This window comes from Flavobacterium sp. DSR2-3-3, from assembly GCF_049896585.1.
Classification (GTDB): domain Bacteria; phylum Bacteroidota; class Bacteroidia; order Flavobacteriales; family Flavobacteriaceae; genus Flavobacterium.
The window spans coordinates 39,218-55,181 of sequence record NZ_JAFCUP010000016.1 but is presented as its reverse complement, the minus strand read 5'-3'; the positions used below and the strand labels follow the sequence as shown (position 1 = coordinate 55,181).

15 protein-coding genes and 2 tRNA genes are annotated in these 15,964 nt (G+C 33.5%); 10 read left to right on the top strand and 7 right to left on the bottom strand.

The window, feature by feature from the left end; all coding sequences use genetic code 11:
* The first annotated feature begins 176 nt into the window (after positions 1-176).
* The 5 genes from gldK (at position 177) to ACP7AQ_RS15440 (ending at position 5,952) form a co-directional block, all read left to right on the top strand.
* Complete coding sequence (gldK, locus tag ACP7AQ_RS15460; protein WP_426064145.1) at positions 177-1,580, top strand: gliding motility lipoprotein GldK; 1,404 nt, start codon at positions 177-179, stop codon at positions 1,578-1,580.
* A 44-nt stretch (positions 1,581-1,624) separates the two neighbouring features.
* Complete coding sequence (gldL, locus tag ACP7AQ_RS15455) at positions 1,625-2,272, top strand: gliding motility protein GldL (RefSeq protein WP_426096095.1); 648 nt, start codon at positions 1,625-1,627, stop codon at positions 2,270-2,272.
* Positions 2,273-2,317: 45 nt separating this feature from the next.
* A complete protein-coding gene (gene gldM / locus ACP7AQ_RS15450; protein ID WP_426096094.1) occupies positions 2,318-3,862 on the top strand; it encodes a gliding motility protein GldM in 1,545 nt (514 codons plus the stop codon).
* Between the two features lie 47 nt (positions 3,863-3,909).
* On the top strand, positions 3,910-4,800 hold the full coding sequence (gene gldN / locus ACP7AQ_RS15445) for a gliding motility protein GldN (RefSeq protein WP_426096104.1): 891 nt from the start codon (positions 3,910-3,912) through the stop codon (positions 4,798-4,800).
* A 99-nt stretch (positions 4,801-4,899) separates the two neighbouring features.
* Positions 4,900-5,952 (top strand): NAD(P)/FAD-dependent oxidoreductase, encoded by a 1,053-nt coding sequence (locus ACP7AQ_RS15440; protein ID WP_426096093.1) that lies wholly within the window; start codon positions 4,900-4,902, stop codon positions 5,950-5,952.
* A 2-nt stretch (positions 5,953-5,954) separates the two neighbouring features.
* Here ACP7AQ_RS15440 and ACP7AQ_RS15435 read toward each other — a convergent pair whose 3' ends face one another.
* On the bottom strand, positions 5,955-6,338 hold the full coding sequence (locus ACP7AQ_RS15435; RefSeq protein WP_426091012.1) for a DUF983 domain-containing protein: 384 nt from the start codon (positions 6,336-6,338) through the stop codon (positions 5,955-5,957).
* An 86-nt stretch (positions 6,339-6,424) separates the two neighbouring features.
* Between ACP7AQ_RS15435 and ACP7AQ_RS15430 the strand changes: the two genes are divergently transcribed.
* Positions 6,425-8,332, top strand: coding sequence for an ATP-binding cassette domain-containing protein (locus ACP7AQ_RS15430; protein ID WP_426096092.1), 1,908 nt, complete (start codon positions 6,425-6,427; stop codon positions 8,330-8,332).
* A 30-nt stretch (positions 8,333-8,362) separates the two neighbouring features.
* On the opposite strand, the gene ACP7AQ_RS15425 is transcribed toward ACP7AQ_RS15430, so the two are convergent.
* Positions 8,363-9,331, bottom strand: coding sequence for an App1 family protein (locus ACP7AQ_RS15425; RefSeq protein WP_426064139.1), 969 nt, complete (start codon positions 9,329-9,331; stop codon positions 8,363-8,365).
* Positions 9,332-9,395: 64 nt separating this feature from the next.
* On the opposite strand from ACP7AQ_RS15425, the gene ACP7AQ_RS15420 reads away from it, so the two are divergent.
* Positions 9,396-10,286 carry a diacylglycerol/lipid kinase family protein gene (locus tag ACP7AQ_RS15420; protein ID WP_426064138.1) on the top strand — a complete coding sequence of 297 codons (891 nt, stop codon included), beginning with the start codon at positions 9,396-9,398 and terminating at the stop codon, positions 10,284-10,286.
* Here ACP7AQ_RS15420 and ACP7AQ_RS15415 read toward each other — a convergent pair.
* Positions 10,279-11,427, bottom strand: coding sequence for an 8-amino-7-oxononanoate synthase (locus ACP7AQ_RS15415; protein WP_426096091.1), 1,149 nt, complete (start codon positions 11,425-11,427; stop codon positions 10,279-10,281). The genes ACP7AQ_RS15420 and ACP7AQ_RS15415 overlap by 8 nt on opposite strands.
* A gap of 212 nt (positions 11,428-11,639) precedes the next feature.
* On the opposite strand from ACP7AQ_RS15415, the gene ACP7AQ_RS15410 reads away from it, so the two are divergent.
* Entirely contained in the window at positions 11,640-11,801 is a 162-nt protein-coding gene (locus ACP7AQ_RS15410) for a 4a-hydroxytetrahydrobiopterin dehydratase (RefSeq protein WP_426096090.1), read from the top strand.
* A gap of 58 nt (positions 11,802-11,859) precedes the next feature.
* Here ACP7AQ_RS15410 and ACP7AQ_RS15405 read toward each other — a convergent pair whose 3' ends face one another.
* Complete coding sequence (locus tag ACP7AQ_RS15405; RefSeq protein WP_426096089.1) at positions 11,860-12,342, bottom strand: DUF1761 domain-containing protein; 483 nt, start codon at positions 12,340-12,342, stop codon at positions 11,860-11,862.
* Positions 12,343-12,521: 179 nt separating this feature from the next.
* Between ACP7AQ_RS15405 and ACP7AQ_RS15400 the strand changes: the two genes are divergently transcribed.
* Positions 12,522-13,376 carry a leucine-rich repeat domain-containing protein gene (locus ACP7AQ_RS15400; protein ID WP_426096088.1) on the top strand — a complete coding sequence of 285 codons (855 nt, stop codon included), beginning with the start codon at positions 12,522-12,524 and terminating at the stop codon, positions 13,374-13,376.
* A 708-nt stretch (positions 13,377-14,084) separates the two neighbouring features.
* Here the strand turns inward: ACP7AQ_RS15400 and ACP7AQ_RS15395 are convergent.
* Both ACP7AQ_RS15395 and ACP7AQ_RS15390 read right to left on the bottom strand, forming a co-directional pair.
* Positions 14,085-14,157 (bottom strand) — tRNA-Met (locus ACP7AQ_RS15395).
* 32 nt (positions 14,158-14,189) lie between these two features.
* Positions 14,190-14,262 (bottom strand) — tRNA-Met (locus tag ACP7AQ_RS15390).
* Between the two features lie 117 nt (positions 14,263-14,379).
* Here ACP7AQ_RS15390 and era point away from each other — a divergent pair.
* A complete protein-coding gene (era, locus tag ACP7AQ_RS15385) occupies positions 14,380-15,261 on the top strand; it encodes a GTPase Era (RefSeq protein ID WP_426064133.1) in 882 nt (293 codons plus the stop codon).
* A 159-nt stretch (positions 15,262-15,420) separates the two neighbouring features.
* Here the strand turns inward: era and ACP7AQ_RS15380 are convergent, their stop codons facing one another.
* Positions 15,421-15,918 carry a hypothetical protein gene (locus tag ACP7AQ_RS15380; protein WP_426091018.1) on the bottom strand — a complete coding sequence of 166 codons (498 nt, stop codon included), beginning with the start codon at positions 15,916-15,918 and terminating at the stop codon, positions 15,421-15,423.
* Between the last annotated feature and the right edge of the window lie 46 nt (positions 15,919-15,964).

Below are 15,964 nucleotides of genomic sequence, written 5' to 3'. Positions count from 1 at the left end.
CGATTTAGATGTATTTAATCGGTTATTTTGGTATTTTGTCGATAAAATATTTTTTTTGTATTTTATTTAACATTATTTTTGAGCTTGAATTAATTTTACAATAAAAATATTGTTTTATAAATAAATAATAAATAGGTTTACACACTTTAAAATAATGAATAGATAACAAAATTTATATGAAGAAGTTCATTGCATATACGTCAATTTTGGCCCTTTTGATCGGCTGTGGTAAATCAAGCGATAAAGGAGAATTAGTTGGTATTAATGGAGGCAAATGGCATCCTGAAAAACCGTATGGAATGGCATTAATTCCTGGTGGTTCTTTTATCATGGGTAAATCAGATGCTGATTTAGCTAATGTGGAAGATGCTCCTACAAAAACAGTAACCGTTCGTTCCTTTTATATGGATGAAACAGAAATTACAAATAGTGAATACCGTCAGTTTGTAGAGTGGGTAAAAGATTCTACTATGAGAGTTCGGTTAGCAATTATGGCAGACATGAGCGGACAAACAGCTGATCCAACAGCTGCTAAAGGTAAAAATAGCGGAAGTATTGGTGATTTTGCTTTTAATGATTCTGATCCGGATAAAATGACGGCGTATGACAAATACATGTATGATAATTATTATAGTGTAGGAACTGCTGATGATCCTTACGCGGGAAGAAAACTGAACAAAAAAGTAAAATTAATCAAAGATACTAAGTTGTATCCGGATGCGGAATATGCTGAAGTGATGGACTCAATGTACTTGCCAATAGAGGAGTCCTACAATGGGTTAAGAACTATTGATGTTAATAAATTGAAATTCCGTTATTCTTGGATGGATATTCAGGCTGCTGCCAAAGCAAAAGTAGGAAGAAGAAAAGATTTCATCAAAACGGAAGAAGTTAACGTTTATCCAGACACGACTGTATGGATAAAAGATTTTGCTTATTCGTACAACGAACCAATGCATAATGACTATTTCTGGCACAAGGCCTACGGAGATTATCCTGTAGTAGGTGTAAAATGGACTCAAGCGAAAGCATTTTGTGCTTGGAGAACATTGAATAAAAATAGCTACGTAAAATCTAAAAAGAAAGGACAAGATTTGATTAATTCTTTCCGATTACCAACTGAAGCGGAATGGGAATATTCTGCCAGAGGTGGTCTTGAGTCAGCAACATATCCTTGGGGTGGACCATATACCAAAAATGACCGAGGTTGTTTTTTAGCTAATTTTAAGCCAAACAGGGGAGACTATGCCGCTGATGAAGCTTTGTATACTGTGGAGGCAAAATCGTATGAGCCTAATGGCTACAACCTTTATAATATGGCAGGAAATGTATCTGAATGGACTGATTCTTCGTATGATCCTAATGCCTATGAATACGTTTCCTCAATGAATCCAAATGTTCAGGATGGTTCAAATAAACGAAAAGTGCTTCGCGGTGGTTCATGGAAAGATGTTGCTTATTTCCTACAGGTAAGCACAAGAGACTATGAATATGCAGATTCCGCAAGAAGTTACGTTGGTTTTAGAACTGTGCAGGATTACATGGGAGTTCAAACCACCGGAATCGGGAAAAAGAAATAATTAAAAAAAGAAACCAAATCTATTAAATTTTTAAAATCACTATTATGGCATTATTAAGCAAAAAAGCAATGAATTTCGCATACGGTATGGGAGCGGCGGTTGTAATCATTGGAGCATTATTCAAAATTACCCATATTGAATTTGGATTCTTAACGGGTAACTTAATGCTTACCATAGGTCTTGTGGTTGAAGCACTAATTTTTGCGCTTTCAGCATTCGAACCAGTTGATAATGATTTGGATTGGACTTTGGTTTATCCAGAATTAGCTAATGGTCAAGCTAAACCAGCCACCAAAAAAGTGGAGGCAACTTCTGAAGCACAAGGATTATTGTCTCAAAAATTAGATGTTATGTTAAAAGATGCTAAAATTGATGGGGAGTTAATGGCAAGCTTAGGAAATAGTATTAAAAATTTCGAATCAGCTGCAAAAGGAATTGCACCTACTGTAGATTCTATTGCATCTACAAAAAAATACAGTGAAGAATTAAGTTTAGCTGCAGCACAAATGGAATCATTGAACAGTTTGTATAAAATACAATTGCAAAGTGCTTCCAGAAATGCTCAAATAAATGAGGAAGTTGCTGAAAATAACTTAAAATTAAAAGATCAAATGCTGTCATTGACTTCTAACCTATCGTCTTTAAACAACGTATATGGTGGAATGCTTTCTGCAATGAATAATAAAGGATAATTAGTTTCGAACTATAAAAAAACAATAAACTAATTATTAGAAAATATGGCAGGAGGAAAACTAACCCCTAGGCAGAAGATGATTAACCTAATGTACTTGGTTTTTATCGCAATGTTAGCATTAAATATGTCCAAAGAAGTATTGTCAGCTTTTGGATTGATGAATGAAAAATTTGAAGGTTCAAACACTTCAGCTGAGCAGTCAAACGCTCAAATGTTAGCCGGTTTAGATGCAAAAGCTGCCGAAGCTGGTGGAGAATTTGCAATGGCGGCTACAACAGCTCACAAAGTAGAAGTTATTACAAAAAACTTTTACGATTATATTGCAAAAATAAAGTCGGAAGTTTTAGTAGGGACAGAAGTTGATCCTGAAACCGGTAAATTACCTTACGAGGCAATGGATAAAGGGGATAACATCGACAATATATGGTTTAGCCCTGCGGGTTATTCTGCTAAAGGAAACGAAGTGGTTGCCACGATTGAAAAGTACAAATCAGACATGAAGTTGGCTTTAGGTGATAATAAAAAATTAGCGACTATCTTATCTGAAGTGCAAACTAAGTTTAGTTTAGCAGATGTTAAGAATAAAGACGGGATAGCGGTTCCTTATTTAGATTATCATTTTAAAGGCTTTCCAGCTGTTGCCTCTTTAGCAAAATTATCTGCATGGCAAAATGATGTTAAAAAAGCAGAATCAGATGTTTATAGTACTGCATTAGGTAAGGCAGCTGTTGCTGCTGCTTCGTACAGTAACTACCAAGCTATTGTGGTTTTAGATAAAAATGCATATTTTCAAGGAGAACAAGTTACTGGTAAAGTAGTCTTGGGTCGTTATGATGAGAATACAAAACCTACAAATGTTACTGGTGCCAGATTAGATCCATCTACCGGTCAAGCTAAGATTGCTTTGACTGCGGGCGGTGTAGGAGAGCAAAACATCAACGGTCAATTTACTTTTGTTGAAGACGGTAAAACTATTCCTTTGAAATTCTCAGGAAAATATGTTGTTGTACCAAGACCTAATTCTGCTACAATTTCTGCAGATAAGATGAATGTAGTTTATAGAGGTGTATCTAATCCTATGACGATATCATTTGCAGGTATTCCTGATAATGCTGTTAATGCTTCGGCTTCAGGTTTATCAAAGGTGGGTAATGGTAAATACGTGATGAATCCTGGTGGTGGTAATGAAGTTGTTGTAAGCGTTTCAGGAAAAATGTCTGATGGAAAAGTTGCTAATGATAAAAAAGTTTTTAGAATCAAAGGTATTCCTGGTCCTACTGGAACTATTAGAGGAGAAATGGGCGTGGTAAAAGGGCCTAAATCAAATCTAGAAATAGCAACAATTGGAGCCAAATTAGTTGATTTTGATTTTGAAGTAGGTTTGAATGTTGTCGGATTTAATTTAAAAGTTACTGGTCAACCTACTGTGGTTGTTTCTGGAAACAGATTGAATGCACAATGTAAAGCAGTTCTTTCAAAAGCAGGACGAGGTGATCAGGTTACTATCTCTGAAATAAAAACAAAACTTGTAGGTGCAGGAAGCTATTTATTGCCAAGAACTGCTCCAGTAATTTTTGAAATACAATAATAAGTAGATTTTTATAAATCGACTTCAATTCTTATTAGGATAACATGATGAATGTAAGAAATTTTTTAATCGCTATTATCTCTATTACGGGAAGTTTTGCGTCATTTGCGCAATCTAATTTGCTTAACGCAAAAACTCCGGACCAAATAGGACTTAAAACCACTGCGCAACTTGACTCAGATAATGATAAACCATTAGCTTACGGTTATGTGCATGATAGAGATGTCTTAATGGGTAAGACTACTTGGGAGATTATTGATTTGAGCGAAAAAATTAATTTTGCTTTGTATTTTCCAATTGACACTGCAAATATTGGTTCTGGAAGAAGGTCATTATATGATGTCTTGACCAAGGCAATGAAAAATGGTGAAATCACTGAAGTGTATACAGATAGTTATTTTAATACTAAAAAATCGTTGCAAGACATACAGGGGTCATTAACGCGAATAGATACTACTGATGCAGGAAGAGAGCAAATTAACGCTGGAAATCAAATCTCTGATGAGTACATTTTAAGACAAGATTTATCTGCTCAAGATGTTTCTCAGTATAAAATAAAAGGGTACTGGTATTTTGATAAACGTCAGAGTGAACTTAAATACCGTTTGTTAGGAATTTGTCCTGTAACTCCTGATGTTTATTCAATGAACAGCGACGAGAAAGATTATATAGAGTTATTTTGGATATTTTTCCCTGCTGCAAGAGAAGTTTTGCATGATGCGAAAGCTTTTAACGACAAAAATTCAGCGATGCCTGTTTCTTTTGATCAAATCTTAAATTCAAGACGTTTCAATAGTGTTATCTATAAAGAAGAAAATGTTTATGGAGATAGAAATATCGATGAATACATGAAAGATAATGCGCAAAACCAATTGTTGGAATCAGAAAGAGTAAAAGACAAGATTCGAAATTTCGAATCAGATATGTGGAATTATTAAAATCTTTTTCGTAAATATATTAATCAACTCTTACCGTAATGGTAAGAGTTTTTTGTTTTAAAATGCTTTCTTTGTATTTAGTTTTAAATGAATTTTTAGATGATTGATTATTTAATTATTGGTTCTGGTTTAGCAGGTATTTCATTTGCAGAGGTTGCTTTGCGCAATGACAAATCTATTTTTGTTTTGGATAATAATTCGCAAAATTCATCGAAAATCGCTGGTGGATTGTATAATCCAGTAATTCTCAAACGTTTTAGTGAAGTGTGGAATGCGCAAGAGCAATTAATAATGATGAATGATTTCTATTCTTTATTGGAAGAGAAACTTAAATGTAAAATAGATTTTAAAAAGCCCATTTTAAGAAAATTTTTTTCAATTGAAGAACAGAATAATTGGTTTGCTGCTTCGGATAAAGTTGGACTTGCTCCATTTTTATCAACTAAACTGATTTCTAAAAAATATGTAGGCATTGATTCTCCGAATGGTTACGGCGAAGTATTGCAAACAGGTTACGTGGACACAGCTTTATTGTTATATAAATATAGAGAATATTTAAATCAAAATAATCTGTTTTTAGAAGAAGCATTTGATTATAATGAGCTCAAAAGCGAGTCAGATGGTATTCGCTATAAAAATATTCAAGCGAAACATATCATTTTTGCTGAAGGTTTTGGAATGCATGCAAATCCTTATTTTAATCATTTGTCTTTAAATGGTACTAAAGGAGAACTTTTCATTATAAAAGCACCTGATCTTGATTTAGATGTAATTGTAAATACTAGTGTCTTTATTTTGCCTCTTGGTAATGATTTATTTAAAGTTGGCGCTACTTATCATTGGAAAGACAAAACTGACTTGCCTACGGAAGAAGGAAAAACGGAATTAATAGAAAGAATAAAAGAAATTATTACGTGTGATTTTGAGATCGTGGAGCATTTTGCAGGTGTTCGTCCAACGGTAAAAGACAGAAGACCATTAGTGGGAACGCATAAAGATCATAATTCGATACATATACTGAATGGTTTGGGAACTAGGGGGGTAATGCTCGGTCCGTCAATGGCGAAAGCATTATTTGACCATTTAGAAAACCAAACTCCCTTAGACCCATTAATTGATGTTAAACGATTTAAAACAAAAGAAAAGAAATAAGATTACTTAAGTTTTGCGTTTGGGTCATACGAAACAAACATATTGATGTAAATGTTTCTGGACAAACGTAAAACAAAAGGGAAAGATAGTATCAAGGATGCTATGATTACGATAAAAGCCACTTTAAGATTGGTATCAAAAAGTACAAACGAGATTATAAAAGCGGCAATACCTATGGCCACATTTAATCCGTAACTAACGTACATGGCACCATAAAAAAAAGAGGGTTCGATTTGATAACGTAAACCACAATGACCGCAATTTTCATGCATTTTTAATATTTTATTGAAATGTAGAGGATTTTTGTCTAAATACATACCCTCATTCTGACATTTAGGACAAGTTCCTGTTAAAATGCTATATAATTTGGATCCTTTTTTTAACATTTGCAAAAAATTTAATTTTTCCTTTTTTGATGCCGAAAATTCGGTACACAAATTTACACATTTGTAAAGGAATAAAATCACAATACATGCTTAATATACACAATTTATCCGTTTCGTTTGGTGGTTCTTATTTATTTGAAGAAGTCACTTTTCGATTGGGTGCTGGGGACAGAGTGGGCCTTGTAGGGAAAAATGGAGCCGGAAAATCGACTATGCTTAAAATGTTGGCGAGAGATTTTGCCCCTGATTCTGGAGTTATTTCTCAGGAGAAAGATATTCGAATGGGATTCTTACGTCAGGATATTGATTTTGAACAAGGAAGAACAGTTTTGGAGGAAGCCTACGAAGCTTTTACGGAGATAAAAATTGTTGAAAAAAAGCTTGAAGAAATCAATCATCTTTTAGTAACGCGTACGGATTACGAAAGTGACGAATATAGCCAGATAATAGAAGACTTATCCGAGTTTACACATCGTTTTGAATTATTGGGTGGTTATAATTATGTGGGTGACACGGAAAAAATCCTTCTAGGATTGGGTTTCAAAAGAGAAGTTTTCGATAATCAAACGGAGACTTTCTCCGGAGGATGGAGAATGCGTATCGAATTGGCCAAATTATTATTACAAGCCAATGACGTTTTGCTGCTGGATGAGCCAACGAATCACTTGGATATTGAAAGTATCATTTGGTTAGAAAGTTTTCTTCGTAATTATCCGGGAGTTGTGGTAATTGTTTCACATGATAAAATGTTTTTGGATAATGTGACGAATAGAACTATCGAAATTTCACTTGGTAAAGCCTATGATTTCAACAAGCCATATTCTCAATATTTAGAATTACGTCATGAAATTCGCGAAAAGCAATTGGCAACGCAAAAAAATCAAGCCAAAAAAATTGAAGAAACAGAGAAATTAATTGAAAAATTCCGTGCCAAAGCTTCCAAAGCTTCGATGGCGCAGTCGTTAATAAAAAAATTAGATAAAGTTGAACGTATCGAAGTTGACGAAGATGATAACTCAGTGATGAATATTTCTTTTCCAGTTTCGAAAGAACCGGGTAGAGTGGTGATTGAAGCTGAGAATGTAACTAAAAGTTATGGTGATACTACGATTTTGAAAGATATCAATCTGTTAGTGGAGCGTGGAAGTAAGATTGCTTTCGTTGGACAAAACGGACAAGGAAAATCAACTTTTATCAAAGCTATCGTTGATGAATTTGAATACCAAGGAAATATTAAATTGGGTCATAATGTACAACTGGGTTATTTTGCGCAAAATCAGGCAGAATATCTGGATGGTGAAATTACATTGTTGCAAACCATGGAGGATGCCGCAGCGGACACAAACCGAATGAAAGTTCGTGATATGCTGGGTTCTTTCTTGTTTAGAGGCGATGATGTGGAGAAAAAGGTAAAAGTCCTTTCTGGAGGCGAAAGAAACCGTCTAGCGTTGTGTAAATTATTATTGCAGCCGATTAATGTTTTGTTAATGGATGAACCTACGAATCACCTGGATATTAAATCTAAGAATGTTTTGAAAGCCGCACTTCAAAAATTTGGGGGAACTTTATTGTTGGTTTCTCACGACAGGGACTTCTTGCAGGGGATGTCAAATTTGGTGTATGAATTTAAAGACCAAAAAATAAAAGAATATTTAGGCGACATCAACTATTTCTTAGAGCAGCGCAATATGGAGAATATGCGTGAAGTCGAGAAAAAAGATGCTGAAAAAGCAGCTGCACCAAAAGAAAGTAACAAAGCTTCTTACGAAGATCAAAAGAAAGGGAAAGCTTTACAAAACAAATTGAGTAAAGTAGAAAGTCAAATTAAACAATTAGAAAAGGATATTCAACAAGATGATAAAATGCTGGCATCTAATTACGATAAGCACATTGAAGATGCGAAGTTTTTCACTGCTTACAACAAGAAAAAATCAGAGTTAGACAAACTACTCTTAGATTGGGAAGTTGTTCAGGAAGAAATAGAAAATGTATAAAAAAGAGAGTTCCATTTTGGAACTCTTTTTTTATACAATAATTCCAATAGATTTGGAGTGCGCGATTGCTTCACTGCTATTTTTGAAGTAACAAATTGAAACGTTTAAGGTTTCTAAATTTTTCATCACATTTATTACTTTTTCTTTTTGCGTTGAGCCAGTCTGTCGGATATATACGGCTTTTACGGTAACCGGAAAAATTTTGCAAATCGCTTCGTATAAATATGGATCATGTTGTGAATCATCGCCAAGAAGCACATATTCTAGATTGGGGTAAAACTCCAATATGTGTTTTATTTTATCAAATTTATGATTGTGATTTCCGCTGCCGGTGAAGAAAAAGTCAGTGAGACTCGTTTTAATGTCCTTCAAAAGTAACACCGCTTTAGGCAGTTCGTGAAGTTCGGTGAATTTTGTGATGAAACGGTATAAATTCCACTCGCTGCTGGAAACATAGAAAAAAGCATTAAACTCTTCCTTTTTTTCTCTTCCAGCAGTACTTAAAGCCTGATAATGGGTAACAACATCATCATATATTTTTCTCTTATTTACGTTTTTAAATAATAAAACATATAATTTTTTCAATGGATTCAGTGTGTGAGATACTAAAAAAGTATCATCAATATCAGATATAATTCCGAGATTTCCTTTGTGTGGCCGAATGTAACTGTCTTTTGTAGTGATGGTTCCATTTTTATAAACAATGCTCACTTCATAATCGATCCAGCCGTAATTTTTGTCTTGGTCTAATGGAACGCAAAATTTAAAATAGCCATCCACAAGTGTTTTGGTATGAATTTTGGAATTGTTGTGTTTTAAATAAACATCGGCGTTAGCCTGCGTTTTTATTTGAAACATTTTAATAACAGAAGTAGCATTTTTTAGATTCTTTTTTTGAAAATTATATTCTTCTACCGATGTTGGTTTGAAAACATGGCCCATGACAATTAATTCTTGCTCATTCGCGTAGCCTCGGTATAATTTTAAAATTGGTTTCATATATTGTATTACTTTTGATAAAAGTTCAATTTATAGGTTTTTAATCAATAAAAGAAGAAAAAGTTTGAAAAAGAATATCATGTTAGTTGTAAATCCTATCTCTGGCGCTGTCGATAAGTCAGAACTAATTGATGCTGCTACTGTTTTTGCTGACAAAGAAAATTTAAATCTTGTAATTTACAATACTTCAGGAATTTCAGATAGTGAAAACATAAAGGTGCTTTATGATACCTACATTCCAAAACGAATTATTGTGGCCGGTGGTGACGGAACCATAAAAATGGTTGCTGAAGCTATGGAAACACACGATGTTATTATTGGTATTTTGCCAGCTGGTTCTGCTAACGGTTTAGCGGTAGATTTGAATTTACCATCGACCATTGAAGAAAACCTAGAAATCGCTTTTCACAATGATTATATGGAAATCGATATGATTTCTATCAATGGAAAAAAAAGCATTCATTTAAGTGATTTGGGTGTAAATGCAGAAATGATAAAGAACTATGAGAGCGGAAGCATTCGTGGTAAATGGGGATATGCTTTGCAAACATTGTCTACTTTGATTGATTTAGACGATCCGTTTGTGGCAACAATTACCGGTAATTTTCCAACGATAGAATGTGAGGCAAGAATGATAGTTATAGCGAATTCTCAAAAATACGGCACCGGAGTTTCCATAAACCCGAATGGAATTATGGACGACGGAAAGTTTGAATTGGTTATTCTGAAAAATATGGATTTATTAGTACTAGGTAAAATTATCACCGGAAATATGCCCGTAGATAACAATGATGTTGAAATTATTTCTACTGATAAAGCATTTGTTACTACCAATATTCCGGTTAGTTTTCAAATTGACGGTGAATATTGTGGAACAGAAACAAAGTTGAATATAGAAATTTTACCCAAACAAATGAAAGTTGCAATTCCCAATCCAATAACTGAAATTATTTAAACGGATTGCGTTCTTGCCAGACAGTTTCAGGTTCTAAATATTTAAATATTTTAGGAAGATATACATTTACAATCTTAGAACTATGATGCATCAATCCGAACATTTTTAACGGTTTAGCACCAACAGAACTTTTAATTTCCAAAGCGGTTCTGGCAAAGATAATTTCGTTGAAATTTTTATTGATGGAGTATGCAATCATGTCGTACAGCATGTTGAGATACAGCATTTTTTCACGCTGAATACTTTCGTCGTAACCCAGAAAATAAGTGTCCATGACTTCTCCGTTTTTTATTAAAGTATTAAATCCGATGAGTTTTTCGTCGATAAAATAGCCGTAAAAAAGAAATTTTTCTTTAAAAGTTTCTTTAAAAACCCTAAAATGATTCTTTGGTAAAAAGAAAGTGTTAAAAGGTGCATTTTTGGCTACGTGAAAATACAACTCATAAATAGTATCTTCAAGAGCAATAATATCTTCCAAATGCAATTTTCTTTTCTCAATTAATGCTGCTTTTTTTCGGGCTCTTTTATATTGATCTCTGTATTTTTTTGAAAGTGATTCTATGTAATCTTGCTCAGATTTCCAGTTTTTATTAATCGAGAAAACCATGTTGGGTTGCGTCGAAAATAGATAGTCATTTTGGAACTCAGGAATGTCAAAATTTTTGATTTCTTCCTTGTCGAAATCTTTGTACGTGGTAATGTGAATCTTTATGCCTTTGGATTTAAAGATTTTTTTTAATTCCGATGTTGCAGCATGCAAGGTTTGCATTGCTTCCTTGTGATGAACAGCATTGGATAAGGCAAATGAATTTTGGCCGGTTAGCATATTGTTGCCAATAACAAGCACGTTGGAAGCAAAGTTTCCGAATATAATATTTCGTACAGCGGTTTTAATGCCGTTGTCGCGCTCCCCAAAAGATTCCAGTGCATTCAAATCCAAAAATTGCGAAAGTGCAATACCTACCAAAATCTCATTGTCGAAAATTCCTATGAAGTGACAAGTCATATTTTCAGGGGAAGATTTTTCTAAAACTTGTAAGTATTTTTTAGATAAAAAAATTGTCGAAACAGCTAAATCATCCCATATTTCAGGAAGTTGAGCAGTTGAGTTATAAATTTTGAAGGAATAAGCTGTATTCAAATTGTGTAGAAATATTTTTCCAAAATTAGTTAATAAAGTTAAAGAATTATAGATTGTCTCTAAATTACTTAACTATATAAAAATAAAAAAATAAATTATGAAAACTAATTCAGAGAAATCTATTCAAACCGATTTGAAAGTGCTAAACGAATAAAAATTTATCAAGAACTGAATAGAGAAAGACTTTAAATTCTTAGATTTTACGCAAGTTATTGGTTTTCGTTCAAGTAGGATTAATAGCTGAAAAGAGCAATCACCACCCGGAATTATTCAATGTATACAACAAAGTTACGATTCGCCTTACTACACATGATGCTGGAGGTGTAACTGATATGGACATTGATTTGACAAAAACAATTGAAAAAATTCAATAAAAATAAATTTCGATTAGCTTATTGATAGTCGAAATTTATTTTAAATCAAAACAAATGTTTATTTCCAGGCACATATAATTCCACCCATAATTGTAAAGCTTAGTATCCAAAATCCACCGGTTACAAAAGTGTATTTGAAACTTCTTTTTTCGTATAAAGCATTTGTTCCAATAATTGGCAAAGCAAAAAAGAGCCCGCTCATAAATCCGTGTAAAGCTCCATGTTTGAAGGTTCTAAATACGGTTCCATAATCGGTCATAAATGCGGAGAAGGATGGTTTGGCAATATTGGGATCTCCTCCAACCATTCCTAGAGCACCAAATTGATGTATTGTTAGCATTTGAAGTGAAAAGCTAATAAAAAAAGCGTAAAGTAATGAGGTGCCAAATAGTAAAAGCATATTTCCTTCCTTCAGATTTTCTGCAGTAAGGCTTGATTCTTTCATCCAAATAGTTCCAAAAACTTTTGGGTGGTACCAAAAAAATCCGATTACGAGTGTCGATAAAGCCGCAACAAATAGTGCTAAGAAATTGATTTCCATAAATTTGGTTTTGTGGTTATTAAAACAAATTTAACAAATTATAAATTAACATCAAAAAAATCAAAATTGTAAGTTATTACAGTATATAAAAAACAAAACAATGTATTTTGTCGATTATATTTGCGGATTAACCATAATAAAAGTAGCTTAGACCTGTAAAAGTATAAAATATCTTAATTATGAAAAAAACAGCTACTTTATTATTCATCCTTTTGTTTTCCATTTCGATGTTTGCCAATGTATCTCAATCAGAAAAAGATGCGTTAATTAAATTGTACCAATCGACAAATGGAAAGCAGTGGACTGTAAAATGGGATTTATCGTCCCCTGTTTCGACTTGGTACGGAGTGAAAGTACTGGATGAAAAAGTAATTTCAGTTCGTTTAGCTGATAATAATTTAGTGGGTGACATTCCCGCTGAAATTATGAACTTGGTGAGTCTTCAAGAATTGGATTTACACAAAAATCAAATTTCAGGAATTATTCCTTCGACTATCGGGAAACTAAAAGAAATGAAAGTGTTGAATCTTTCTTTCAATAAATTATCAGGAATAATTCCATCTTCAGTTTGTGAAATGAGTAATTTAAAAGAATTAGAGTTGTATATGAATGCGCTATCAGGAGAATTACCAATGCAAATTGGAGCCTTGAAGCAGTTAGAAGTGTTATCATTGTTTAATAACGAGATTGTGGGAGAAATTCCAAATTCGCTATATGACATCAAAACAATAAAAACATTACTTCTTAATAGCAATAAACTTGTGGGAGAATTAAGTCGCGATGTAGAAAATATGACTTCTCTCGAAAACCTTAGTTTGTTTGATAATAATATGATTGGACAGGTTCCAATGGAATTGGAAAAATTAGACAATCTAAGAGAGATGAATATTTCTTACAACAGATTTAATGGTCTTGTGTCTAAAGATTTAGCCGTTTTAGACACCTTGAATATGACAATGTTAAATGAGCAGGGAGTTACCGTATTATTAGATGTGACAACCGGCAGAAATTCAGCAATTGCTTCAGAGGATTAATTTTCAAAAAACAACAGATACGTACTTTTAACAAAATAGAATTTAGTTGATTTTTGGTTATGTTAATTTTAATAAACGTAGTTGGTAAAAAACCTGTGAGACTTGTTTCACAGGTTTTTTTTATCAAATGAATTGAGAACTTTATTTTATACTTTTTTGCATTAATTCATTGGCTATAAGAACGTTTTTTAACGTGTTAGCTATTTAAAATTTTTAGCTGAATTTGAAAAGTTATCCAATTTAATATATACCATTTTTTTGTTGTTTGAATAAATTTTAAATCTGTCGACACATTTTCATTATTAATGTTTCTAAAGGTTAATTTCTTCAAATTAATTGTTCGAAACTTAATTGAAGTGTAAATAAGTTTCTTAATCTAATCCATTTTAATTTTCTCTTTTTGAAGTTCTAAAAGTGGCGTTCCAGAAAATAATTGAAAATGAAAAATTGCATAGATAGTTGAAGTTGTAAAAGCGAGAATATAAATCAGGAGGCTATTTCTTACGCTAGTTTTTTCCAAAAGGACTCTGAGAAGAGGTGAAGATCATATTTATATTTCCGAGAGGTGTTATTGATACTGTTTTGGCTTTTAAATGTAATACGTTTTCTTACGTTACTTAAATCTAAAAGATTTTACAAATTCTAAACAACAAATTTATCAAAGGTTTTAAAACAAAAAAAGCTCCAGATTTCTCTGAAGCTTTTTAGTAGCGGGAACAGGACTCGAACCTGTGACCTTCGGGTTATGAGCCCGACGAGCTGCCTACTGCTCTATCCCGCGATGTGCGTTTGTAATTTCAATAAAATCCTTAGTAGCGGGAACAGGACTCGAACCTGTGACCTTCGGGTTATGAGCCCGACGAGCTGCCTACTGCTCTATCCCGCGTTGTTTCGGGTGCAAATGTACAACGAATTTCCGTATATCCAATAAAAATTTTTAAAAATGTTTTATTTCATCTATTAACTTGATATGTCTACCTTTGCACAATAAATTATAATAGAAATGTCACATAAAGCAGGTTTTGTAAACATCATAGGAAATCCAAATGTTGGGAAATCAACATTAATGAATGCCTTTGTTGGAGAAAGATTATCAATTATTACTTCAAAAGCACAAACAACACGTCATAGAATTCTAGGAATTGTAAACGGGGAAGATTTTCAATTGATCTTATCGGATACGCCGGGAATCATAAAACCAGCCTACGAAATGCAGGCGTCCATGATGAATTTCGTAAAGTCAGCTTTTGAAGATGCTGACATCTTGATTTATATGGTGGAAATTGGAGAACAGGAATTGAAAGACGAAGCATTTTTTAATAAAATTATTCATGCTACAATCCCAGTTCTGCTTCTATTAAACAAAATAGATAATTCTAATCAGGAACAACTCGAAGAGCAGGTGGCTTTCTGGACTGCGAAAGTTCCTAATGCAGAAATTTTCCCAATATCAGCTTTACAGAATTTTAATGTACCGGAAGTTTTTGGACGAATCATTGAATTATTACCAGAATCGCCTGCGTATTATCCAAAAGATCAATTGACAGACAAACCGGAACGTTTCTTTGTCAATGAAACCATCCGCGAGAAAATATTGTTAAATTACAGCAAAGAAATCCCGTACGCAGTAGAAATTGTAACCGAAGAGTTTTTTGAAGATGAAAACATCATTAGAATCCGTTCTTTGATTATGGTCGAGCGCGATACTCAAAAAGGAATCGTCATCGGACACAAAGGTGCTGCTTTGAAAAAAGTAGGTATGGAAGCCCGAGCTGATTTAGAAAAATTCTTTGGCAAACAAATTCATATTGAGTTGTATGTGAAAGTGAATAAAAACTGGAGAAGTAACGTGAATATGTTGAAGCGATTTGGTTATAACCAGTAATTTTTCTGGTTCGTTTTTTTCAAAAATCAATATTGGAATTCAATTTCTGATATTGATTTTTTTTTAGCCCAGATAGCAGCGGCATCCTTTTGTGCAGTCCCGAAACATCGGGACAGCATAAAAGATTGAGCGGAGAGCTGGAATTGCTCCAAATAAAAACTAAGATTCTATAATTTCCATAAATAAGTTTTCCAGATCATTCATTTGGTTGTGGCCGTTACTACGGATCTGTTTGGCTACAATGTATAGTAAAAACCAGGCAAAAACCATTAATCCCATTACTACTAAATCGAATGTTACGGGGTTTTTCAGGATATAATCAGAATAAGCAATTCCCGAAAAAATCAAAAAGATTCCCGCAATAATAAAATGGAAGAACATAAAAAGTGTCCATAAGGTTGGATCAGGGCCAAATAATGCTCTGATATGAGTCTCGTTTTGGTCTTTTGATTCCATTTCTAAATGCAAATGGGGAGACCAATACGCTTTTTTGGGGCCTTTGATGTTTAACCAAATGTGATAACCCCGAATTTTAACGAAGTAATCCTGAGACTTGATTCGGGTATAATTGGCAAATTTAACTCGCAAGGCATCGATGTTTTGCGGAACATCTTTGTAAAACCGTAAGCGAAGTCTGAGCTCATTATTAGTATCCATAATAGTAAACTTGTAAGTATTAAAAAGATAAGGGTTTGCTAATATA

Excerpts from the sequence above, each read along its gene's own strand:
- gldK (WP_426064145.1), top strand. The coding sequence starts at position 177 with ATGAAGAAGTTCATTGCATATACGTCAATTTTGGCCCTTTTGATCGGC.
- gldL (WP_426096095.1), top strand. The coding sequence starts at position 1,625 with ATGGCATTATTAAGCAAAAAAGCAATGAATTTCGCATACGGTATGGGA.
- gldM (WP_426096094.1), top strand. The coding sequence starts at position 2,318 with ATGGCAGGAGGAAAACTAACCCCTAGGCAGAAGATGATTAACCTAATG.
- gldN (WP_426096104.1), top strand. The coding sequence starts at position 3,910 with ATGAATGTAAGAAATTTTTTAATCGCTATTATCTCTATTACGGGAAGT.
- ACP7AQ_RS15440 (WP_426096093.1), top strand. The coding sequence starts at position 4,900 with ATGATTGATTATTTAATTATTGGTTCTGGTTTAGCAGGTATTTCATTT.
- ACP7AQ_RS15435 (WP_426091012.1), bottom strand. The coding sequence starts at position 6,338 with ATGTTAAAAAAAGGATCCAAATTATATAGCATTTTAACAGGAACTTGT.
- ACP7AQ_RS15430 (WP_426096092.1), top strand. The coding sequence starts at position 6,425 with ATGCTTAATATACACAATTTATCCGTTTCGTTTGGTGGTTCTTATTTA.
- ACP7AQ_RS15425 (WP_426064139.1), bottom strand. The coding sequence starts at position 9,331 with ATGAAACCAATTTTAAAATTATACCGAGGCTACGCGAATGAGCAAGAA.
- ACP7AQ_RS15405 (WP_426096089.1), bottom strand. The coding sequence starts at position 12,342 with ATGGAAATCAATTTCTTAGCACTATTTGTTGCGGCTTTATCGACACTC.
- ACP7AQ_RS15400 (WP_426096088.1), top strand. The coding sequence starts at position 12,522 with ATGAAAAAAACAGCTACTTTATTATTCATCCTTTTGTTTTCCATTTCG.
- era (WP_426064133.1), top strand. The coding sequence starts at position 14,380 with ATGTCACATAAAGCAGGTTTTGTAAACATCATAGGAAATCCAAATGTT.
- ACP7AQ_RS15380 (WP_426091018.1), bottom strand. The coding sequence starts at position 15,918 with ATGGATACTAATAATGAGCTCAGACTTCGCTTACGGTTTTACAAAGAT.